This is a genomic window from Janthinobacterium sp., assembly GCF_009923995.1.
GTDB lineage: Bacteria > Pseudomonadota > Gammaproteobacteria > Burkholderiales > Burkholderiaceae_D > Janthinobacterium.
In genome coordinates this window covers 43912-66266 of record NZ_RFSK01000025.1, presented here as the reverse complement: position 1 = coordinate 66266, position 22355 = coordinate 43912, and the positions used below count along the sequence as shown (strand labels likewise).

At 63.7% G+C, this 22355-nt stretch carries 19 protein-coding genes; 13 read left to right on the top strand and 6 right to left on the bottom strand.

The features are described from left to right. Window positions 1-187: 187 nt before the first annotated feature. From xapA to EBS11_RS14315, 7 genes are all read left to right on the top strand, one after another. Window positions 188-1027: a xanthosine phosphorylase gene (gene xapA / locus EBS11_RS14345; RefSeq protein WP_131374319.1), complete on the top strand. Its 840-nt coding sequence runs from the start codon at window positions 188-190 to the stop codon at window positions 1025-1027. 120 nt (window positions 1028-1147) lie between these two features. After that, entirely contained in the window at window positions 1148-2341 is a 1194-nt protein-coding gene (locus EBS11_RS14340) for a phosphopentomutase (protein WP_290603657.1), read from the top strand. After that, on the top strand, window positions 2338-3297 hold the full coding sequence (gene deoC, locus EBS11_RS14335) for a deoxyribose-phosphate aldolase (protein ID WP_290603655.1): 960 nt from the start codon (window positions 2338-2340) through the stop codon (window positions 3295-3297). The genes EBS11_RS14340 and deoC overlap by 4 nt, the downstream gene beginning before the upstream one ends. A gap of 42 nt (window positions 3298-3339) precedes the next feature. After that, entirely contained in the window at window positions 3340-5691 is a 2352-nt protein-coding gene (locus EBS11_RS14330) for an aldehyde dehydrogenase family protein (protein ID WP_290603682.1), read from the top strand. 89 nt (window positions 5692-5780) lie between these two features. Beyond that, window positions 5781-7103, top strand: a complete 1323-nt coding sequence (gene deoA / locus EBS11_RS14325; protein ID WP_290603654.1) for a thymidine phosphorylase — start codon at window positions 5781-5783, stop codon at window positions 7101-7103. A 106-nt stretch (window positions 7104-7209) separates the two neighbouring features. Continuing rightward, on the top strand, window positions 7210-7617 hold the full coding sequence (locus tag EBS11_RS14320) for a cytidine deaminase (protein ID WP_290603653.1): 408 nt from the start codon (window positions 7210-7212) through the stop codon (window positions 7615-7617). Window positions 7618-7631: 14 nt separating this feature from the next. Continuing rightward, window positions 7632-8858 carry a nucleoside deaminase gene (locus EBS11_RS14315; protein ID WP_290603680.1) on the top strand — a complete coding sequence of 409 codons (1227 nt, stop codon included), beginning with the start codon at window positions 7632-7634 and terminating at the stop codon, window positions 8856-8858. Here EBS11_RS14315 and EBS11_RS14310 read toward each other — a convergent pair. The 4 genes from EBS11_RS14310 to EBS11_RS14295 all read right to left on the bottom strand — a co-directional run bounded on the left by EBS11_RS14310 (window position 8855) and on the right by EBS11_RS14295 (window position 11498). Further along, window positions 8855-10018, bottom strand: a complete 1164-nt coding sequence (locus EBS11_RS14310) for a dipeptidase (protein WP_290603652.1) — start codon at window positions 10016-10018, stop codon at window positions 8855-8857. The genes EBS11_RS14315 and EBS11_RS14310 overlap by 4 nt on opposite strands. Window positions 10019-10029: 11 nt before the next feature. Then, window positions 10030-10452, bottom strand: coding sequence for a VOC family protein (locus EBS11_RS14305; RefSeq protein ID WP_290603650.1), 423 nt, complete (start codon window positions 10450-10452; stop codon window positions 10030-10032). A gap of 144 nt (window positions 10453-10596) precedes the next feature. Beyond that, window positions 10597-10869, bottom strand: a complete 273-nt coding sequence (locus tag EBS11_RS14300; RefSeq protein WP_290603648.1) for a hypothetical protein — start codon at window positions 10867-10869, stop codon at window positions 10597-10599. A 146-nt stretch (window positions 10870-11015) separates the two neighbouring features. After that, complete coding sequence (locus tag EBS11_RS14295; protein ID WP_290603646.1) at window positions 11016-11498, bottom strand: hypothetical protein; 483 nt, start codon at window positions 11496-11498, stop codon at window positions 11016-11018. 285 nt (window positions 11499-11783) lie between these two features. Between EBS11_RS14295 and EBS11_RS14290 the strand changes: the two genes are divergently transcribed. Further along, complete coding sequence (locus EBS11_RS14290) at window positions 11784-12719, top strand: FxDxF family PEP-CTERM protein (protein WP_290603644.1); 936 nt, start codon at window positions 11784-11786, stop codon at window positions 12717-12719. Between the two features lie 51 nt (window positions 12720-12770). Here EBS11_RS14290 and EBS11_RS14285 read toward each other — a convergent pair whose 3' ends face one another. Continuing rightward, window positions 12771-13427: a TetR/AcrR family transcriptional regulator gene (locus tag EBS11_RS14285; protein ID WP_290603642.1), complete on the bottom strand. Its 657-nt coding sequence runs from the start codon at window positions 13425-13427 to the stop codon at window positions 12771-12773. Window positions 13428-13437: 10 nt separating this feature from the next. Next, window positions 13438-14895 carry a PLP-dependent aminotransferase family protein gene (locus EBS11_RS14280; protein ID WP_290603640.1) on the bottom strand — a complete coding sequence of 486 codons (1458 nt, stop codon included), beginning with the start codon at window positions 14893-14895 and terminating at the stop codon, window positions 13438-13440. Between the two features lie 200 nt (window positions 14896-15095). On the opposite strand from EBS11_RS14280, the gene EBS11_RS14275 reads away from it, so the two are divergent. The 5 genes from EBS11_RS14275 (at window position 15096) to EBS11_RS14255 (ending at window position 22337) form a co-directional block, all read left to right on the top strand. Then, window positions 15096-16412: an aspartate aminotransferase family protein gene (locus tag EBS11_RS14275; RefSeq protein ID WP_290603638.1), complete on the top strand. Its 1317-nt coding sequence runs from the start codon at window positions 15096-15098 to the stop codon at window positions 16410-16412. Window positions 16413-16511: 99 nt separating this feature from the next. Then, entirely contained in the window at window positions 16512-18014 is a 1503-nt protein-coding gene (locus tag EBS11_RS14270) for a CoA-acylating methylmalonate-semialdehyde dehydrogenase (protein WP_290603636.1), read from the top strand. Window positions 18015-18061: 47 nt separating this feature from the next. Beyond that, window positions 18062-19429, top strand: a complete 1368-nt coding sequence (locus tag EBS11_RS14265) for an NAD(P)-dependent oxidoreductase (protein WP_290603634.1) — start codon at window positions 18062-18064, stop codon at window positions 19427-19429. After that, window positions 19429-20709 (top strand): NAD-dependent dihydropyrimidine dehydrogenase subunit PreA, encoded by a 1281-nt coding sequence (gene preA / locus EBS11_RS14260; protein ID WP_290603632.1) that lies wholly within the window; start codon window positions 19429-19431, stop codon window positions 20707-20709. The genes EBS11_RS14265 and preA overlap by 1 nt, the downstream gene beginning before the upstream one ends. A 143-nt stretch (window positions 20710-20852) precedes the next feature. Beyond that, entirely contained in the window at window positions 20853-22337 is a 1485-nt protein-coding gene (locus EBS11_RS14255) for an NCS1 family nucleobase:cation symporter-1 (RefSeq protein WP_290603630.1), read from the top strand. Window positions 22338-22355 lie beyond the last annotated feature (18 nt).

The following is a 22355-nucleotide window of genomic DNA, read 5'->3' as shown; positions in this document are numbered from 1 at the left end:
GTATAAATGGGTAAGAAAAATGGTATTTGCCATACATATTCCGATTGATGCATAGTGGCGGCTAATAGTTGCAATACGCATTTGGATATACCCATAACACGCACCCATACCCGATAGCTGGGCCGCGGCAACTTGTCTTGCGCCGTCGCGCAGCCAGCATTCATCATTAGTCACTACGAGGATAACCATGTCGAACAACGCCCCTTTCCACGCCGCCGAAATCATCCGTGCCCGCGCCCCTGAAAATTTCAAGCCGCGCGTGGCGATGATCCTCGGTTCCGGCCTGGGCGTATTGGCCGAGCAGATGACGGACGCCGTCAGCATCAGCTTTGACGAGCTGCCGGGTTTCCCGATCAGCACCGTGCACGGCCATGCGGGCGAGCTGGTGGTGGGCACGCTGTCGGGCGTCGCCGTCGTCTGCATGAAGGGCCGCGGCCACTTCTATGAGGGTTATGGCATGGGCGTGATGACGAGCGCCATCCGTACCCTGAAACTGCTGGGCTGCGAAATGCTGTTCGTGACGAATGCGGCCGGTTCGCTGCGCCCTGAAGTGGACGCGGGCAGCCTGGTGGCCATCAGCGACCATATCAACCTGCTGCCAGGCACGCCGATGGTCGGCCCGAACGACGACCGCTTCGGCCCGCGCTTCTTCAGCATGGCCAATGCCTACGATGCGGACCTGCGCAAGCTGGTCAAGGAAACGGCCGCCTCGAACGGCATCACCCTGCACGAAGGCGTGTTTGTCGCCTACCCGGGCCCGAACTTCGAGACGGCTGCGGAAATCCGCATGATGGCCCGCCTGGGCGCCGACACGGTCGGCATGTCGGTGGTGCCGGAAGTGGTCTCGGCCCGTCATTGCGACCTGAAAGTGGTGGGCGTGTCCGTCATCACCAACCTGGCCGAAGGCATGTCGCCATTCGCCCTGTCGCACGAGCAGACCCTGAAATACGCGGCCATCGGCGCGAAAGACCTGGTCAAGCTGATCCTGGCTTTCCTGGCCACCGTCTCGGCCACGCCGCAAGCCTAAGCGCTCTTCCTTACGCAGCAGCGGCGCGCCAACCACTGGCGCTGCCGCGCGGCAGGCCGGGAAAATCCGGCCTACACTGACCGCATCATCTTTGCATCACTCCATAAAGCGAGCCTTATCATGTCACGCGCATTTATCCTCCTGCTTGATTCCTTCGGCCTTGGCGCGACGCCAGACGCCGCCAAGTATGGCGACGCAGGTGCCAATACCTTTGGCCATATTGCCAGCACTGTCGCCAAAAGCGGCAAGACCTTGAAACTCCCGAACATGGAACGCCTGGGCCTGGGCGCCGCCGCCCACCTGGCCAGCGGCGAATGGGCCACGGGCTTCGACCAGCGCGACGGCTTTACCGGCGCCTACGGTGCCGCGCGCGAGCGCTCCACCGGCAAGGACACGCAGAGCGGCCACTGGGAAATCGCCGGCGTGCCAGTCGAATTCGACTGGGGCTACTTCCCCCGCACCACGCCGTCGTTCCCCGCCGACCTGACCGACAAGCTCAAAGCCATGTCGGGCGTGCCGGGCTTCCTGGGCGACTGCCATGCCTCGGGCACGGATATCATCAACAAGCATGGCGACGAGCACGTCGCCACGGGCAAGCTGATTATCTACACCTCGGGCGACTCGGTGATGCAGATCGCCGCGCACGAAGAATCGTTCGGCCTCGAGCGCCTGTACGAAGTGTGCGAAATGGCCTTCAAGCTGGTCGAGCCGTACAACATCGGCCGCGTCATCGCCCGCCCGTTCACGGGCAGCAACGGCAATTACACGCGCACCACCAACCGCCACGACTACGCCGTCGCGCCACCCGCGCCGACCCTGCTCGACCACGTGAAGAACGCGGGCGGCGAAGTCGTCGGCCTGGGCAAGATCAGCGACATTTTCGCCACCCAGGGCATCTCGCGCGTGGTCAAGGGCGTCGACAACATGGCGCTGTTCGAAGCGCTGCTGAAAACCACCGATGAGGTGCAGGACAAGTCGCTCACCTTTGTCAACTTCGTCGATTTCGACCAGGCCTTCGGCCACCGCCGCAACGTCGAGGGCTATGCCGACGCGCTGCGCGAAATGGATGCGCGCCTGCCGGAATTCATGGCCAAGCTCAAGGAAGGCGACCTGGTCGTGATCACCGCCGACCATGGCTGCGACCCGACCTGGCACGGCTCCGACCACACCCGCGAACACATTCCGATGATCTTCTTCGGTCCCGGCGTCGCCCCGCGCGCACTGGGTATTTCCGAGACCTTCTCCGATATTGGCCAAACCCTCGCCAAGCACCTTGGCGTACCACCACTTGCTAATGGAACCAGCTTGTTATGACACTCATGCACCCCGAATTCAAGCGTAACGAGGCCGTTGGCCTCGACCTGGGCTGGATCAACCAGATCCGCGTCAACCGCGCCGCGACGGACCGCCGCGCGGCCAGCCTGGCGAACCGCCGCACGGTGAAAAAGGAATACCAGGCAGCCTGGCTGGTGAAAGCCATCCAGATGATCGACCTGACCACCCTGGGCGGCGACGATACGCCGGGCCGCGTAGAGCGCCTGTGCATGAAGGCCATGCGCCCGCTGCGCGCCGACCTGATGGCAGCACTGGGCCTGACCGACCTGAGCACCGGCGCCGTGTGCGTGTACCACGAGATGATCCAGCCAGCCGTGAAAGTCATCCAGGGGCGCCTGCCCATCGCCGCCGTGTCGACGGGTTTCCCGGCCGGCCTGACGAGCATGGAAACGAAGCTGCGCGAGATCGAACTGTCGGTCGCTGCCGGCGCCACGGAAATCGATATCGTCATCACGCGCCAGCACGTCCTGAACGGCAACTGGCAAGTGCTGTACGACGAAATGCTGGCCTACCGCAAGGCCTGCGGCGAAGCGCACGTGAAGGCGATTCTCGCCACGGGCGACTTGCTGACCCTGGAAAACGTGGCCAAGGCTTCGTGGGTGTGCATGATGGCCGGTGCCGATTTCATCAAGACTTCCACCGGTAAAGAGGGCGTGAACGCCACCATTCCCGTGGCCCTGACGATGGTGCGCACGATCCGCGAATACCACGAGCAGACAGGTTTCCAGGTGGGCTTCAAGCCGGCCGGCGGCGTCAGCTCGGCCAAGAGCGCCCTGCAATACCTGACCCTGATGAAGGAAGAACTGGGCAACGAATGGCTGCAGCCGCACCTGTTCCGCATCGGCGCTTCCAGCCTGCTGACCGACATCGAGCGCCAGCTCGAGCACTACGTCACCGGCAGCTACTCGGCCAATCATCGTCACGCACAACCTTAAAGAACATTCGTCATGCCTACAATTAACGAGATTCTCAATACTATGGACTACGGCCCAGCTCCCGAAAGTCAAAAAGAAGCACAGGCGTGGCTCGACGGCCACCAGCGCAAGTTCGGTCTGTTCATCGACAACGCCTGGAGCGAGCCGGCCGAACTGTTCGCCTCGACCAATCCTGCCGACGGCGCGCAACTGGCCGAACTGACGCAGGCGACCGATGCTGACGTGGAACGCGCCGTGGAAGCGGCGCGCCGCGCGCTGCCCGTGTGGCAGGGCATGGGCGGCCATGGCCGCGCCAAGGTCATGTATGCGCTGGCCCGTTTGCTGCAAAAGCATTCGCGCCTGTTCGCCGTGCTGGAAACCCTGGACAACGGCAAGACCATCCGCGAAACGCGCGATATCGACCTGCCGCTGGCCGCGCGCCACTTCTACCATCATGCCGGCTGGGCGCAGCTGCAGTCGGAAGAATTCGCCGACTACCGCGCCGTGGGCGTGGTGGGCCAGATCGTGCCGTGGAATTTCCCTCTGCTGATGCTGTCGTGGAAAATCGCCCCGGCCCTGGCGGCCGGTAACACGGTCGTCTTCAAGCCGGCCGAATTCACGTCGCTTACCGCTATGCTGTTCGCCGAACTGTGCCTGCAGGCGGGCGTGCCAGCCGGCGTGGTCAACATCGTCACCGGCGACGGCCGCGTGGGTTCGGCCATCGTCAACCACCCCGGCGTCGACAAGATCGCCTTTACGGGTTCCACGGAAGTGGGGCGTCTGATCCGCGAAGCGACGGCCGGCAGCGGCAAGAAGCTGTCGCTGGAACTGGGCGGCAAGTCGCCATTCATCGTCTTTGAAGACGCGGACTTGGACGGCGCCGTGGAAGGCCTGGTCGATTCGATCTGGTTCAACCAGGGCCAGGTGTGCTGCGCCGGTTCGCGCCTGCTGGTGCAGGAATCGATCCAGGAGCGCTTCCTGAACAAGGTGCGCGCGCGCATGGAAAACCTGCGTCTCGGCTCGCCGCTGGACAAATCGATGGACGTGGGCGCGCTGGTTGACCCGGTACAGCGCCAGCGCATCGCCGCGCTGGTCGATTCGGCCCGTGCCGAAGGCTGCGACGTCTGGCAACCCGCGTGCGAATTGCCGGCCGACGGCTCGTGGTTCCCGCCCACCCTGATCACGGGCGCGTCGACGTCGGCCGCCGTGGCGCAGGCTGAGATCTTCGGCCCCGTGCTGGTGGCGATGAGCTTCCGCACGCCGCCTGAAGCGGTGCAGCTGGCGAACAACACGGTGTACGGCCTGGCCGCCAGCGTGTGGACCGAGTCGATCAGCCTGGCGCTGGACATCGCGCCCGCCATCAAGGCTGGCGTCGTGTGGATCAACAGCGCCAACCAGTTCGACGCGGCCTGCGGCTTCGGCGGCTACCGCGAATCGGGCTTCGGCCGCGAAGGTGGCCGCGAAGGCATGCTGGAATACATGACGGCCCTGGCCGAAGATGCGCGTCCGGCCCTGCCGGTGGTGGAAGCGAAGGCCAAGGCGGCGGCGAAGCCGGCGGCAGCCGATCCCTTCGCCATCGACCGCACGGCCAAGATGTACATCGGCGGCAAGCAGGCGCGCCCTGACAGCGCCTACAGCGCTCCCGTGTTCGGCGCGAACGGCGCCCTGCTGGCCGAAGTGGGCGTGGGTAGCCGCAAGGACATCCGCAACGCCGTCGAAGCGGCGCACAAGGCGTCCGGCTGGACCGGCGCCACGGCGCACAACCGCGCGCAAGTGCTGTACTACATCGCCGAGAACCTGGCGGCGCGCGCCGACGAATTCGCCGCCCGCATCGCCGCCATGACGGGCAACAAGAACCCGGAGAAGGAAGTGCAGGCATCGATCGAACGCCTGTTCTACTACGCCGCCTGGGCCGACAAGTACGACGGCCTGGCGCACCAGCCGCCAACCAAGGGCATCACCGTGGCGCTGAACGAAGCGGTCGGCGTGATCGGCATCGTCTGCCCGAACGAAGCGCCTTTGCTGGGCTTCATTTCGCTGGTGGCACCGGCCATCGCGCTGGGCAACCGCGTGGTGGTGGTGCCGTCCGAAGCGCATCCGCTGTCCGCGCTGGACCTGTACCAGGTGTTCGATACGTCCGATTTGCCGGGCGGCGTCGTCAACATCATCAGCGGCAACGCCGATGAACTGGCGCGCACGCTGGCCACGCACGCCGACATCGACGCCGTGTGGCGCCATGACGGTTCGGCGGAAGGCTGCGCGGAAGTCGAGCGCCTGTCGGCCGGCACCCTGAAGCGTACCTGGGTCGGCGGCGCCAAGGGCCGCGACTGGTACAGCGCCGCGCAGAGCGGTGGCCGTGCCGTGCTGGCACATGCGTCGCAAGTGAAAAACGTGTGGATTCCTTACGGCGTCTAATGTAAATCGCAGTACTGCCGGGGCCGCAACTCCATCGCAAAGGCGATCGGGGGGCGGCCCCTAAGTCATTCATTTATTGGAGTTATTCCATGTTTTTGACCCAAGAAATCATCCGCAAGAAGCGCGACAAGGGTGTGCTGAGCGCCGAGGAAATCCAGTTTTTCGTGCGCGGCATCACTGACGGCAGCGTCAGCGAAGGCCAGATCGCGGCGCTGGGCATGGCCGTCTTTTTCAACGACATGAACATGGACGAGCGCGTGGCGTTCACCCTGGCCATGCGCGATTCCGGCCACGTGTTGGACTGGCGCGCGCTGAATCTGCCGGGTCCCGTCGTCGACAAGCATTCCACGGGCGGCGTGGGCGACGTGGTATCGCTGCTGCTGGGCCCCATGGTGGCCGCGTGCGGCGGCTACGTGCCGATGATCTCGGGCCGCGGCCTGGGCCACACGGGAGGCACGCTGGACAAGTTCGACGCCATTCCCGGCTACTGCACCGTGCCGGACAATGAACTGTTCCGCAAGGTGGTACAGGAGATCGGCGTGGCCATCATCGGCCAGACGGCGCAGCTGGCGCCGGCCGACAAGCGCTTCTACAGCATCCGCGACGTCACCGCCACGGTGGAATCGGTGGCCATGATCACCGGTTCCATCCTGTCGAAGAAGCTGTCGGCCGGCCTGGACGCGCTGGTGATGGACGTCAAAGTGGGCACGGGTGCCTTCATGCCGACCTACGACAAATCGGTGGAGCTGGCCGAGAGCATTGTCGCCGTGGGCAATGGCGCGGGCATGCAGACGTCGGCCATCCTGACGGACATGAACGAATCGCTGGCGCCGTACGCCGGCAATGCGCTGGAAGTGCGGGGCGCCATGGATTACCTGACGGGCCGTTCGCGTCCCGCGCGCCTGCACGAAGTCACGCTGGCGCTGTGCGCCGAGATGCTGGTGCTGGGCGGCCTGGCCGCCACCGAGGAAGAGGCGCGCGTGAAACTGATGGCGGCGCTCGATTCGGGCGAAGCGGCCGAGCGCTTTTCGCGCATGGTGTCCGCCCTGGGCGGCCCTGCAGACCTGGTCGACAATCCGGACAAGCACCTGGAAAAAGCGCCGTTCGTCGTGCCGGCGCCAGCGCTGTCGGCCGGCTTTGCCAATGTGCGCGATTGCCGCGCCATCGGCCTGGCCGTCGTCGCCTTGGGCGGTGGCCGCCGCCGTCCGAGCGACAGCATCGATTTCGCCGTCGGGCTGACGGACCTGGTGGGACTGGGCGAGCAGGTGGCCGTTGGCCAGCCGCTGGCCATGGTGCACGCGCGCACGGAAGCGGCGGCGCAGCAAGCCGTCAAGGAAATCCAGGAAGCGTATGCCATCAGCGCCGTGGCGCTGACGGCCAATCCGGTGATTTATCGTACCATTCGACCGTAGTTGACAACTGGGGTCAGACCCCCGCTTGCGATAGCGTCGAGCTATGTGTCAGCGGTGTTGAGGGTCTGACCCCGGCCTTAATGATTTCAAAGGTATTGCAGAAAAAATGAACAACCAAGAACTGATCGCCGAAGCCAATGCCGGCCGTGAACTGGCTTACTCGCCATATTCACGCTTTAAAGTGGGCGCGGCGCTGCTGTGCAAGGATGGCCGCGTCTTCCGTGGCTGTAACGTGGAAAATGCGGCGTATGGCCTGTGCAACTGCGCCGAGCGCACGGCATTTTTCAGCGCCATCGCGCATGGCTGCAAACCGGGCGACTTCGCCAAGCTGGCCGTCACGGGCGACACGGCCGAGCCGATTTCTCCGTGCGGCGCCTGCCGCCAGGTGATCTTCGAAATGGGCGGCGCCGACCTGCCGGTGATCCTGACGAACCTGAAAAACGATGTCATGGAAGTGACGGCGGGCTGGCTGCTGCCGCATGGCTTCGGCAATTCCGACCTGGACATGAAGTAACTTCAGCACATGGCATCCGCTTGAACAAGACGATCGACATCCAGGCCGCCGTGGCCATTGCCGCGGCCGAGGCCCTGGCGGCCAAGACGCAAGGTACCTTTGGCGTGGGCGGCGTGCTGCTCGATGGAGCCGGCAATGTGCTGCAATCGATGCACAACAACGTCGTGCGCCACGGCCTGGTGTTCGATCCCACCGCGCATGGCGAGCGCCAGCTGGTGGACTGGTATTTTGCCGAGCGGGCCAAGGGCACGCCGCTGCCGCCGCCCGGCGAACTGACCATCGTCACCTCGCTCGACCCGTGCTGCATGTGCACGGGCGCCATCCTGGCCGCCGGCTTCAACGTGGTGGTGGCTGCGCCCGACATCAAGGCGGGCATCAATTACGATGGCAGCGCCACCTTCACGGCCTTGCCGGCGCCGCTGCAGGCGCAGGCGGGGCGCAGCTTCTGCTACCCGGCCGTGCGCGGCGCCACCGAGTACGCGCGCGCGCCGTCCGGCGCCGCGCCCAGGTCTTTTTTCATCGGCAAGAGCATCCATGAGGCCACGCAGGCCCTGTGCTCGCTGGTATTCGAATCGACGTCGGCGCAGGTGATGCAGCTGCTGAACGCCGGAGACGATGTGCAGCGGCGCGATCCCGCGACCTTGCCGTCCGAGCATGCCGTGGTGCGCGCCTTGCGCCGCCGCTATCCCGACGCCCTGACTTACCGCTGCGCGCCGCACGCGCCCGACGCCGGCCTGGCACCCTTCCTGCAGGCGGCCATGGAGCAGGACCTGCGCGACGGTGGTCAGGGGGACGCGGCCGCCTTGCTCGACTCCTTCGGCAACCTGCTGCTGTGCATGCCGGGAAAACTGTCGCAATCAGCGATACGCACGCCGTTCATGGAGTGCACGCGCCAGTATGCGCAGCTGCGCTACGAATTGATGGCGGGCGCCGCGAACACGGACCCTGCGCTGCAGGAAGAGATCAAAAGCTATCTGGGCCATCCCAAGCATGGCACTTTCGTGCTGGCCATCGGCCCGGACAATAGCGCCGCCAGTGTCATGACCCTGGGCGCCTACGGCTCCACCATGGAGGGAGCGCTGCCGGAAAATAACCCGGCCCAGTTCCAGTACGTGCGCCCGGCCATGGCCGACGAGGCGCTGCTGGCGCTGTGCGAGGCCATGCCGCCCCTGTATCGCAAGCTGATACGCATCCGCCCGTGCCAGGTGGCGAGCCAGGCTTTGATCGACGCACTCGCTTAGGCGTCGTCGTCGGGCAGGTTTGTCAGTAAAAAGTCGCGCACGTTTTCGCCAGCGACGCGGCGGACCTGCGCTTCCGACAAGCCCGCGTCGAGCAGTGCCTGCGTCAGGCGCGGCAGCCCGGCCGTGTCGATGGCGGTGGTGACGGCGCCATCGAAGTCCGAGCCGTACGCCACGTGCTGCGCGCCGACCAGCTTGACCGTGTAGGCGATGGCACGCGCGATGGACGCCACGTCCTTGCCGCAAACGGCCGTGTTCCAGAAACCGATGCCCACGAGGCCACCCTGGGCGGCGATGCGTTTCAATTGTGCGTCGCTGAGGTTGCGCCCGTTGGCGCAGGTGCCGCGCACGCCCGTGTGCGACACCATCACGGGGCGTGTCGCCAGGCTCAGGACGTCGTCGATGGTGGCCGGCGAGGCATGCGCCAGGTCGACGATCATCTTGCGCTGCTCCATGGCGCGCAGCCATTGCCTGCCCAGCGGTGTCAGGCCGCCTTTGTTCAGGCCATGCTGGGAGCCGGAGAGTTCCGTATCGAAGAAATGCGTGGGCGCGGCCATGCGGAAGCCGGCCCGGTACAAGGTATCGAGGTTGTCCAGCTTGCCTTCGAGCGCATGCGCGCCTTCCAGCGTCAGCCAGCCGGCCACCAGGCGGTGATCCTTGTCGCGCGCGGCGATGAAGCTGCGCAGCTGTGCGCGGCTGCCGATGACGCGTACCTTGCCATGGCTGCCGGCCGCTTGCTGGCGCAGCTCGTCGGCCTGGTAGGTGGCGCGCGCCAGCAGGCTGTTCCAGGTGGCGGGCGGCAAGCCTTGCGCCACGACCAGGGGCGTGATGTTGTCCGTGTCGCTGCCATTGCGCTCGATATTCATCTTGCGCGGCGTCTTCGTGACGACGGAAAAGGCTTGCAGTGCCACATTGCCCCGTTGCAGGCGGGGAAAGTCCACGTGGCCGCGCTGGCTGTCGCGGTTCAGCTTGCGCTGCCACAGCAGGCTGTCCGCATGCAGGTCGGCGATCCACAGGCTCTCGTGTAGGGCCATGGTGGCCGCCGCCGGCGTCTTGCCTGACGGGGGATGGACGCGGTTGAGGTGCTCGTCGACGAGGATGGGAGCGGACAGGAAGCCGCCAACCAGCGCGAGGCTGGCGGCGGCAACGGTACTGATGATCATTGTTCTCCGTTTCACCATGGGTCGTAGGTGCCCAGGCTCCAGATGTGGCCTTCCGGATCGCGGCACGTGAAGCCGCGTCCGCCGTATTCTTCATCCTTGATATCGAGCACGATGTCGGCGCCAGCCTCGCGCGCGCTACGGTAGACGGCATCGGCGTCGTGGACGACCAGGTAGCAGCTTTGCGTGTTGGCATTGCCTATGTCGCCCGGCTGCTTCATCAGGCGGCCATACTCGCTGTCGACCACGGAGCCGAGCATGATCATGCCGTTGCCATAACTGAGCTGGGCATGGGCGATGCCGCCGTCGCTGTCGGGGACGACCAGCTGTTTTTCGAACCCGAATGCCTTGCATAGCCAGTCGATGGCCGCCGGTGCATCGTGATAACGCAGGCAGGGAATGGTGGTGGCCCTGGTGTCTTTTGCTGTCGTGGTCATATGGAAACTCCTGTAGGGGGATGGAGTAGTTTCGATCATGAATGGTGCGCAGCGTTCACCAGGACGGGTATTCAAGGTTGTGGTGTTGATACCTGTCATGGCCGCGCTTCACTATAGGCCACTCCCGTCCCCCCTACAAGGGCGTCACGCCTGAGGGGGCTGTTCCGGTTGGGCTGCTTTTTTTTCCCAGCTGAAGCCGCCCGCATTGCCCGCCCACTTCAGCAGCACGAAGATGACGAACAGGGTGATCGCCAGCGGCAGGATGGTGATGACGAAGGCCAGGCCGATGGCACAGGCCAGCAGCATGGGCCAGGACATGGCCGACAGGGCTTCCAGGCCCTGGCGCGCATACGCGCACAGTTCGCTCCAGAAGGCGGTAAAGGATGTGTTGCCCGGGGCCGAATTGATGTCTTTCATGGTGCTCTCCTGTCGTCGTTGAGTGCCGTTGCCGTCGTGATGGCCTGGCGATGACTGCACTATAGCCAGGCGCTTGCAGGCGTGCATCGGCTCTGCGACGAACGGCAGGAATGGCAGGCCGAACGGCGACATGCCTGGACGAACGGCTAGTCGAAGACCTTGAGTTTCAACTGGAAGCTGAGGGCGCCATACAGCCGGTCCTTGTAGGATGGCACGATGGCGAGATTCACGCCCACGCGCTGGTATTCATAGCTGATGGTGGGCACGAGGGCGGGGAACCAGCCGCCGTCACGCATCTTTGGATAGCCGCTGAAGCCGCCGACGACGGCACCTACGCGGAACGGCCCCATCTGGATAGGCTGGTAGTACACGCCCAGGTAGTTCGAATAGGCGCGGTCGCTATTGTAGAAACGGCCGGCCGTGGCCGAGGCGACGGTGGAAAAGCGGTACTCGGCGCCTAGGCCAGGGTTGCTGTCGTTCAGGCCCTTGTCGCGCTGAAAATGATACGAATAAAAGCCGGCATTGAGCCAGGTCTCGCTGAGCGGCTGGTTCTCGATCATGTTGAAGACATCGGCTTGCGCGCCGCAGGCATACGCCAGCATCAGTGCGCCTAATGACAATCGTTTCATGCGTGCATCATCCTTTAACTTGTGAGCTGTTCTTGCCTGGTCTGGCGCAGCCGCGATCGTATCACCAAGTTGGCATGGGCTATAAGCACTATTACAAGGCGGCGCTGCCGCCGCCCAACCCGGAGGATGGAGACAGGTGGCGGATCGCGGCTGTTGAATAATTCCAAATTGGAAACTATGTTTTCATTATTGTTATAAAAGTTGTTGGTTTGCGACATCTCAAGATCAATGAATGTGATAACCTGTCGTCAAGTTAATTTTCTTTTTGGAAATAAAATGTCAAGCATGCCTAAATTGCCACTCCTCTTCGTTCTGTCAACCGTGTTGACTGCCGGCGCCGCGCAAGCCGGTGTGGTCGATCTGGGGATCGGCGGCGCCAATTTATATTCGCTGAGCAACTTCAGCGCGTCCGGCAGCGATGTCGAAGGCGGCGTGTTGGTTGCCGGCAACCTCAACGCATCGAGCTATTCGATCAATGAGAAGAACAAGGATGCCTACGTTACGCATGGCAATACGGGGTATGCACTGGTCGTCGGCGGCAACCTGAACTACAGCTCCGGTTCGATCAAGAACGGCAATTACTACGTGGGCGGCACGACGACGACGAGCAGCGTGGGCCTGAATACGGCCACCAAGACCACGACGTCGCCCGTATCGTTCGCCGCGACGTCGGCGCAGCTGAAAAATACCTCGACCTCGCTGGCGAAAGTGGCGGCCACGGGCAGCAGCTCGGTAGCCTACGGCGGCATGACCCTCACGGGCGGCACGGGCAATGTGCAAGTGTTCGACCTGACGGCGGCTGCGCTGGGTTCGGTGAACAATTTTAAATTCAGCAACCTGCACACGAACGACACCCTGATCCTCAATATCAGCGGCACGAATGTGAATCTGTCCGGCGGCTATGGCGATTTCAGCAAGTACAACGTGCTGTATAACTTCTATGAGGCGCAGAACGTGACGCTGAACGGCGTAGGCCTGTACGGCAGCGTGCTGGCGCCCCTGGCGACCCTGGCGGGCGGCAATGGCCAGATCAACGGCAACGTGGTGGTGGGGAGCTGGGCCTCGAACATCCAGGTCAATGCCAACCATTATTTCAGCGCCACCAACGTGGCCGGTTATGTGTCGGCCGTGCCGGAACCGGAAACCTATGCGATGCTGCTGGCAGGCCTGGGCCTGGTCGGCTTCATGGCGCGCCGCCGCAAGGGCAAGACCGTGGCCTGAGCGCCGTGAGCATGCAAGAAACCGCCAGCACGGCGGTTTTTTTTCGTCTCCTTACACCTTGACGGCGGCCAGCACCATTTGCACGACCATTGTGTCGGCGTCCTCGTAGTCCTTGCGCGTAAGCTCCTTGCGGTCCAGCACCAGCGCCATCTGCGCTGAAAAATCCGCATACGATTGCGTCATGGCCCAGATGGCGAACATCAGGTGCGTGGCGTTCACGGGAGCGATCCTGCCGGCCGCGATCCACTGCTCAAATACGGCGATATCCTTGCGCAGCAGGGGCACGACCCGGTCGCGTATCTGCGCGCCATACAGGGGCGCACCGTTGATCACTTCCAGCGCATAGACGCGCGACGCCCACGGCTGTTCGCGCGAAAAGCGCAACTTGGCGCCGATATACGCGCGCAGCACGTCGCGCGGTTCATCGTGCTCATTGGCCAGCATGTCCATGCGCGCCAGCCAGTCGTCGAGCACGTCGTCGAGCACGCGCTGGTACAGCAGCTGCTTGGACGGGAAGTAGTACATCAGGTTCTGCTTCGACAGGCCCGCCCGCTCGGCGATGGTGGCGATCGATGCGCCCTCGTAGCCGTTTTCCGCGAACACGCGCACGGCCTGCTCGAGAATGTCCGCTTCCAGGCGGTCGCGGTTCTGCAAACGCCGTCCACTGGCATTCTTCATGGACGGGGGGGAGGATTTGTCGCTGGCCATGGTGGGTTCTTTAGCGTGGACGGATCGATTGCAGGAAGGCTTGCAGCACCGGGGTATCGGTGTAGGCCACGTTGAAGCGGAACCATACCGTCTCTGGCGCGCGCAGCATGAAGAATTCGTTGGGCGACAGCAGGATGCCGGCCTTCAATGCCATGTCGGCGACGAACTTGCCGTTCCATTCCGGCGTCTGGATATCGGGCCAGCCGGCGCTGACGAACATGCCGCCACGGGGACGCGCCACGGGCGCCATGCCCGCCTGCCCCAGGCAGTCGATGCTGCGCTCGCGGGCCGCGTCAAGCTGCGCCACCAGCCGCTCGACCATGCGCTTGTAGGGCCGCGCGGAGATGGCGTGGTAGACGGCGCGCTCGTTGATTTCCGACGTCGTCAGCCCCGCCAGCATCTTCACGCGCACCAGCTCGGCCACCAGCGATGGCGAGGCGCAGATCGAGCCCACGCGCAGCACGGGCGACAGGGTCTTGGAAAAGCTGCCCACGCGGATCACGCGGCGCAAGCCATCCATGGCGGCGAGCGACGCTTCGCCGCGCGCCGCCAGTTCGCGGTAGATATCGTCTTCCACCAGCCAGAAATCGAACTGTTCGGCCAGTGCGAGCAGGCGGTGGGTCTGCGCCTGGCTGAGCGAGGTGCCCAGCGGATTTTGCAGCACCGTGTTGACGAACATCAGCTTCGGTTGCGTGCGGGCCGCTTCGAAGGCCAGCGCCTCGAGATCGAGGCCTGCCTCGCCGCGCGCTATGCCCACGGGGATGCAGCCGTGGTGGCGTATCAGCGACTGCAAATTGCTGTAGCCGGGGTCTTCCACCAGCACCGTGTCGCCCGGCTTGGTCAGGCTGCGCAGGATCAAGTCAAACGCGTGCGTGGCGCCATGCGTCAGCAGGACCTGGTCCGGCTCGACCTGGAACAGGTCTTCCGACAGGCTGGCCGCCAGGTGCTGGCGCAGCGAAGGAAAGCCCAGCGGGTGGCCATAGCCGCGCAGGCGGCTGGCGGGAATGCGCATGGCCTGGCGCACGGCCTCGAGCACCGTCGCTTCGCCATACATTTCCGGCGGCAGCCAGCCCGCGCCCACGGGCAACGCCTCCGAGACGCCCGAATACAGGTCCGGCGTGAGGGCGTCGATGGCCGTGGGACTGGCGTGGATGGCAGCCTGCGGCGAGGCGGCGACATCATGGCGCGCGACGAAATAGCCGGAGCCGCGCCGCGAGGACAGCAGGCCGAGATTGACCAGGCGGTCATACGATTCGACGACGGTAAAGGTCGATACGCCATTGCACCTGGCAAACTGGCGCACGGACGGCATCCGCGTGCCGATGCGTAGGGCGCGGCTGCCCACCATGACGCTGATGGCGATGACGATCTGCTCGACCAGGCCGCCCTTTTTCTGGCGGTCAATGTCCAGCACGGGCCAGCCACTGGCGTTACCTTCGCCTTCGTCCTGCTTCACGCTGTGCGTCACCGGTGGCTCCTTATGCTGCCTTGCACAAAACTGTAGTGTTTTTTCGACCTGTACGGTTGGGATACTTTGCCGTTTGTGTATCTGTGCCATTGGGGATGGCCTGTCTATTATTACATCAGCTTTTTGCCAACTGGTAAATTATTTTGCGCTTCGTCAAAAACGATCTTGGCGCCGCGGCAGCCCATTCCAAGGAGAAGGTCATGAACGAAACAAGGCCGGAATCGATGTCGGCATTCTGGATGCCGTTTACGAACAACCGCGATTTCAAGGCCCATCCGCGCCTGCTGGTGTCGGCCGAAGGCATGTACTACAAGGATGTCGATGGCAATGCCATCCTCGATGGCACGGCCGGCCTGTGGTGCGTGCCGTGCGGCCATGCGCAGCCGAAGATCGTCGGTGCCATCCGCGAAATGGTGGGCCAGCTCGACTTCGCGCCCACCTTCCAGATGGGCCATCCGGCCGCCTTCGATCTGGCGGAAAAACTGATGGACTACACGGGCCACAAGTTCGGCCACGTCTTCTACACCAACTCCGGTTCCGAAGCCGTCGACACGGCCCTGAAGATCGCTCTGGCCTATCACCGGGCGCGCGGCGAGGGGGCGCGCACGCGGCTGATCGGCCGCGAACGCGGCTACCACGGCGTGGGTTTCGGCGGCATTTCCGTAGGCGGCATCGGCGGCAACCGCAAGACCTTCGGCCCCTTGCTGCCGGGCGTGGACCACCTGCCGCACACGCATAACCTCGACAAGAACGCCTACACGGTGGGCGAGCCGGAATACGGCACGCACCTGGCCGATGAACTGGAGCGCATCGTCGCCCTGCACGATGCCTCCACCATTGCCGCCGTCATCGTCGAACCCGTGGCCGGTTCCACGGGCGTGCTGATCCCGCCGAAAGGCTACCTGAAACGCTTGCGCGACCTGTGCACCAAGCACGGCATCCTGCTCATCTTCGATGAAGTCATCACGGGTTTCGGCCGCATGACGACGCCGTTCGCGGCCGACTATTTCGACGTCGAGCCGGACCTGATGACGACGGCTAAGGGCCTGACCAATGGCATGGTGCCGATGGGCGCCGTGTTCAGCAAACAGTACATCCACGACGCCTTCATGGATGCGCCGGCCGGCATCGAACTGTTCCACGGCTATACGTATTCCGGCCACCCGCTCGCTTGCGCCGCCTCGCTGGCCACCCTGCAAGTATTCGAGGAACAGGACATCCTGGGCCACGCCAAAGCGATGCAGGCATATTGGAGCGACGCCGTGCACTCGCTGAAAGGCTTGCCGCACGTGATAGACCTGCGCAGCATCGGCCTGATCGCCGGCATCGAGCTCGATCCCATCGCGGGCAAGCCGGGGACGCGCGCCTTCAATGCCTTCAAACAGGCTTTCGCCGACGGCGTGCTGATACGCACGACGGGCGACATCATCGCCCTGTCGCCGCCGCTGGTGCTGGAAAAACAGCATGTCGATGAGCTGTTTGGCAAGCTGGCCAAGGTATTAAAGAATCTCGATTGAACTGCGACCCCAAGAAAAACCTGGGGTCGGACCCTGAGGGACTCGGCGTCTCCGTCCTACCCCGGCGGTTGATTCGGGTTTAACAATAGAAAGCGCATCATGAACACTCTCGACACCATCACCCACTACATCAACGGCAGCAAAGTCGACACCACCAGCGGCCGCTACGGCGATGTCTACAACCCCGCCCTGGGCGAGCCGGTAGCACGCGTGGCCCTGGGCACGGCGGAAGAGGTCGACGCGGCCGTGCAGGCGGCCGCCGCCGCGTTTCCTTCCTGGTCCGCCACGCCGCCCTTGACGCGTGCGCGCGTGCTGTTCCGCTACCTGCAGTTGTGCCAGCAGCACACGGACGACTTTGCCGCCATGCTCACGCGCGAGCATGGCAAGACCTTTGCCGATGCACAGGGCGAGGTGGCGCGGGGCATCGAGATGGTGGAGTTTGCCGTCGGCATCCCGCAATTACTGAAAGGCGAATTCACGGACCAGATTTCGCGCGGCATCGATGCCTGGTCCATGCGCCAGGCGCTGGGCGTGGTGGCCGGTATCACGCCATTTAATTTTCCCGTGATGGTACCGATGTGGATGTTCCCCGTGGCCATCGCCTGCGGCAATACCTTCGTATTGAAACCGTCCGAGCGAGATCCGTCCGCCTCCCTGTTGCACGCCAAACTGCTGAAGGATGCGGGATTGCCCGACGGCGTCTTCAACGTGGTGCAGGGCGACAAGGTGACGGTCGATGCCTTGCTCGACCATCCCGTGGTACAGGCCATCAGCTTCGTCGGTTCCACGCCGATCGCCGAATACATCTATGCGCGCGGCAGCGCCAGCGGCAAGCGCGTGCAGGCGCTGGGCGGCGCGAAGAACCACATGGTGGTGATGCCCGATGCGGACATGGACATGACGGTCGACGCGCTGATCGGCGCGGCCTACGGTTCGGCGGGCGAGCGCTGCATGGCCATTTCCGTCGTCGTGGCCGTGGGCGACGCGGGCGACAAATTGATCGATGCACTGGCAACGCGCACGGCCGCACTGAAAGTGCGCGACGGCATGGCCGATGGCGCGGAAATGGGGCCAGTGGTGTCCGGCGCGGCGAAGCAGCGCATTGAAAAGCTGATCGGAGAAGGCGTGGAGCAGGGCGCCACCCTGGTCGTCGATGGCCGCAACCATGTGGTGGCCGGGCGCGAGAACGGCTTCTTCGTCGGCGGCACCCTGTTCGACCACGTAACGCCCGACATGAGCATCTACAAGGAAGAGATTTTCGGTCCCGTGCTGTGCGTGATGCGTTCGCCCGACGTGGTGCATGCGGTGAACCTGATCAACGCCAATGAGTATGGCAACGGCGTGGCCATCTACACGCGCGACGGCGGCGTGGCACGCGAATTCGTGCGCCAGATCCAGGTCGGCATGGTGGGCGTCAACGTGCCCTTGCCCGTGCCGATGGCCTTCAACAGTTTCGGCGGCTGGAAGCGCAGCCTGTTTGGCGACCACCACGCCTACGGTCCCGAAGGCGTGCGCTTTTACACGCGCCACAAGGCCGTGATGCAGCGTTGGCCCAACACGGCCAGTGCTGGTGTGGAATTTGCTTTTCCCCAGATGAAGTAAGGGTCTCAAGCTTAAACATCCGCAGTACATAACAAGAGGAAAACGCGATGATCGAGTCTTTGAACTATTTGCCGCATCCCGCCCTGCCCAGCGAAGAACTGGCGGGCCACTTCACGGACCTGGCGCCGCCCTTGAGCGCGCGCCAGGCGGCCATCGAAAGCGCCCGCTGTCTGTATTGCTACGACGCGCCGTGCAGCCGCATCTGTCCTTCGGAAATCGACGTGGCCAGCTTCATCCGCAATATCCACGACAAGAACATCAACGGCGCTGCCGCCGGCATCCTGAAGCAGAATATCCTGGGCGGCAGCTGCGCCCGCGTCTGTCCGACGGAAATCCTGTGCGAGGACGTCTGCGTGCGCAACCACGACGCGGAAGGCCAGCCCGTGAAAATCGGCCTGTTGCAGCGCTACGCCGTCGACCATATGCATTTCGCTGCGCACCCGTTCAAACGGGCGGCAAGCACGGGCAAGATGATCGCCATCGTCGGCGCGGGGCCTGCCGGCCTGTCGTGCGCGCACCGCCTGGCCATGCTGGGACACGACGTGGTGATCTTTGAAAAGGAAGGCAAGGCGGGCGGCCTGAATGAATACGGCATCGCCAAGTACAAGCTGACGGACGATTTCGCGCAAAAGGAAATCGACTTCCTGCTGGACATCGGCGGAATCGAGATTCGATGTCGCCAGGTGCTGGGCGAGAATGTGCACCTGCGCGACCTGCACGCGCAGTACGACGCCGTGTTCCTCGGTCTGGGCCTGGGCGCGAGCCGCAAGCTGGGTCTGACGGGCGAAGAGGCACCGGGTCTCCTGGCCGCCGTCGATTACATCGCCGCGCTGCGCCAGGCGGACGACCTGGCCGCGCTGCCCGTGCCGAAACGCGCCATCGTCATCGGTGCCGGCAATACGGCCATCGACATGGCCGTGCAGATCCAGCGCCTGGGCGCCGAGGAAGTCACCCTGGTCTACCGGCGCGGTTTCGACGCCATGACGGCCACGCATCACGAACAGGAGATCGCCAAGGCCAACCAGGTACGCATGCTGACGTGGGCCCAGCCGCAGCAGGTGCTGCTCGATAGCGAGGGCAAGGTGGCCGGCATGCGCTTCGAGAAGACGTCCATGCAGGGCACGCGCCTGGCCGGGACGGGCGCGACCTTCGACGTGGCGGCCGACGCCATCTTCAAGGCCATCGGCCAGAGCCTCGACACCGGGGTGCTGCATGACCCGATGGCGTCGCTCCTGAAGCGTGAGGGTGACAAGATCGCCGTCGATGGGGGCTTTCGCACGGTGCTGCCGGGAATTTACGCGGGCGGTGACTGCGTGGCACCGGGGCAGGACTTGACGGTGCAGGCCGTCCAGCATGGCAAGCTGGCCGCACTGGCCATCCACGCCGATTTACTGACCAAACTGGAGGCTGCATAATGGCTGATCTCAGCATCGAATTTTGCGGCATCAAGTCGCCAAACCCCTTCTGGCTGGCCTCCGCGCCGCCCACCGACAAGGCCTATAACGTGGTGCGGGCATTTGAAGCGGGGTGGGGCGGTGTCGTGTGGAAAACCCTGGGTGAAGACCCGGCCGCCGTCAACGTCTCCTCGCGCTATTCCGCCCTGTATGGCAAGAACCGCGAAGTGGTGGGCTTCAATAACATCGAGCTGATCACCGATCGCTCGCTGGACATCAACCTGCGCGAAATCACGCAGGTGAAAAAGGACTGGCCCGACCGCGCCATCGTCGTCTCGCTGATGCTGCCGTGTGAAGAGCACTACTGGGCCGACATCCTGCCCAAGGTGGAAGCGACGGGTGCCGACGGTATCGAGCTCAATTTCGGCTGCCCGCACGGCATGCCGGAGCGGGGCATGGGCGCGGCCGTGGGCCAGGTGCCCGAATACGTGCAGATGGTAACCGCCTGGTGCAAGAAGCACAGCCGCCTGCCCGTCATCGTCAAGCTGACGCCCAACATCACGGACGTGCGCATGCCGGCGCGCGCGGCCAAGGCGGGCGGCGCCGACGCCGTCTCGCTGATCAACACCATCAATTCCATTACTTCGCTGGACCTGGACCGCATGGTGGCCTTGCCCATCGTGGGCGGCGCCAGCACGCACGGCGGCTATTGCGGCGCGGCCGTCAAACCCATCGCCCTGAACATGGTGGCGGAAATCGCCCGCGATCCGCAGACGCGGGGCCTGCCCATTTCCGGCATCGGCGGCATCGGCAACTGGCGCGACGCGGCCGAATTCATCGCCCTCGGCGCCGGCTGCGTGCAGGTGTGCACGGCCGCCATGCTGCATGGCTTCCGCATCGTCGAAGAGATGAAGGATGGCCTGTCGCGCTGGATGGACGAGAAGGGTTATGAACGTATCAGCGACTTTTCCGGCAAGGCCGTGGCCAACACGACGGACTGGAAATACCTGGACATGAATTACCAGGTCATCGCGCAGATCAACCAGGACGACTGCATCAAGTGCGGCAAGTGCTATGTGGCTTGCGAAGATACCTCGCACCAGGCCATTGCGCAGCTGATCGATGCTGCTGGCACGCGCAGCTATGAAGTCATCAAGGACGAATGCGTGGGCTGCAACCTGTGTGAAATCACCTGTCCGGTGCAGGGTTGCATCACGATGGTGCCGCAAACCACGGGCAAGCCGTACATGAACTGGGCGCAGGATCCCAGGAATCCACGGGCGTTGGCGGAGACGGCATAGGGCACGGTTATTGCGTGCGTTTATTTTATAAACAGCGGCGCGTCTTTGCAGTAAGCTAGATTACTTAAAAGCCGAGCCGTTTCCATATTGCCGTATCCCTGGCGTCTTCGCGACGCCAGCGGTCTAACCGATGGAGCAACCCTGTGAACCACGACTACTCAGGTAACACGCAACTCTGGAATGAAGACCTTGCGCCCACTACGGCGGCGCAGCGCACGTGGCGCTGGTATCACTTCGCCGCGCTGTGGGTCGGCATGGTGATGTGCATCCCCGCCTACACCTTGTCGGCCAGTCTGATCGACAGCGGCATGTCCGGCTACCAGGCCGTGCTCACGGTATTTCTCGCCAACGCCATCGTCCTCCTGCCCATGCTGCTGATCGGCCATGCCGGCACCAAGTACGGCATTCCGTATGCGGTGCTGGCGCGCGCCTCGTTCGGCACCATGGGCGCGCGCCTGCCGGCGCTGATGCGCGCCATTGTCGCCTGCGGCTGGTACGGCATCCAGACCTGGTTCGGCGGCCAGATGATCTACACCCTCATGGGTGTGTTAATGGGCCATGAACTGGGCGGCGAAAAGATCGCGGGCCTGGGTATCAACGGCAGCCAGCTGCTGTGCTTCCTGGCTTTCTGGGCCATCCAGTTCTATTACATTCTGCATGGCATGGAGTCGATTCGCAAGCTGGAAACCTACACGGCGCCCCTGAAAATCCTCATCTGCTTCGTGCTGCTGTACTGGGTACACAGCAAGGCTGGCGGCGTGAGCGCGCTGCTGGACCAGCCGTCGCAATTCATCCCCGGCGGTAAAAAAGCGGGCCAGTTCTGGAGCGTCTTCTGGCCATCGCTGACGGCCATGGTGGGTTTCTGGGCCACGCTGGCGCTGAACATTCCCGATTTCACGCGCTTCGCCAAGACGCAGCGCGACCAGGTGATCGGCCAGTCGATCGGCCTCCCCGTACCCATGGGATTGCTCGCCATGCTGGCCGTCATCGTCACGGCAGGCTCCGTCGTCATGTACGGCAAGGCCATCTGGGACCCCGTCGACCTGGCCAGCCGCATGACGGGCGCCGCCGTGCTGATCGCTCTGATCATCCTGCTGATCGACACCGTCAGCGTCAACCTGGCCGCCAACCTGGTGGGGCCGGCCTACGATTTTTCCTCGCTGGCGCCGAAGCAGATTTCGTACAAGATGGGCGGCTACATCACGGCCTTCATCGCCATCGTCATGATGCCGTGGAAGGTGCTCGAATCGACACAGGGCTACATTTTTACCTGGCTGATCGGCTATTCGGCCCTGCTGGGCCCCATCGCCGGCATTCTCATCGTCGACTATTATTTTGTGCGCAAGACGCAGCTGGACGTGAAGCAGCTGTACCGCGATGACGGTGTCTATTCCTATGGCAGCGGCTGGAACATGGCGGCCCTGATCGCCTTTGTCATCGCCGTGCTGCCGAATATCCCGGGCTTTTTGAACGCGGCCTTTCCCGCGTCATTCCCCGACGTGGCCGAAGGCTTCAAGACCGTCTATACCTACGCCTGGTTCGTGGGCGTGGCCATCGCCGCTGTCGTCTACGGCGTCATGATGAAGGGCAAGGTGGCGGCGCACGTGCAGCAGGCGCCGCAATCCTGATCTTTTCGCATAAAAAGG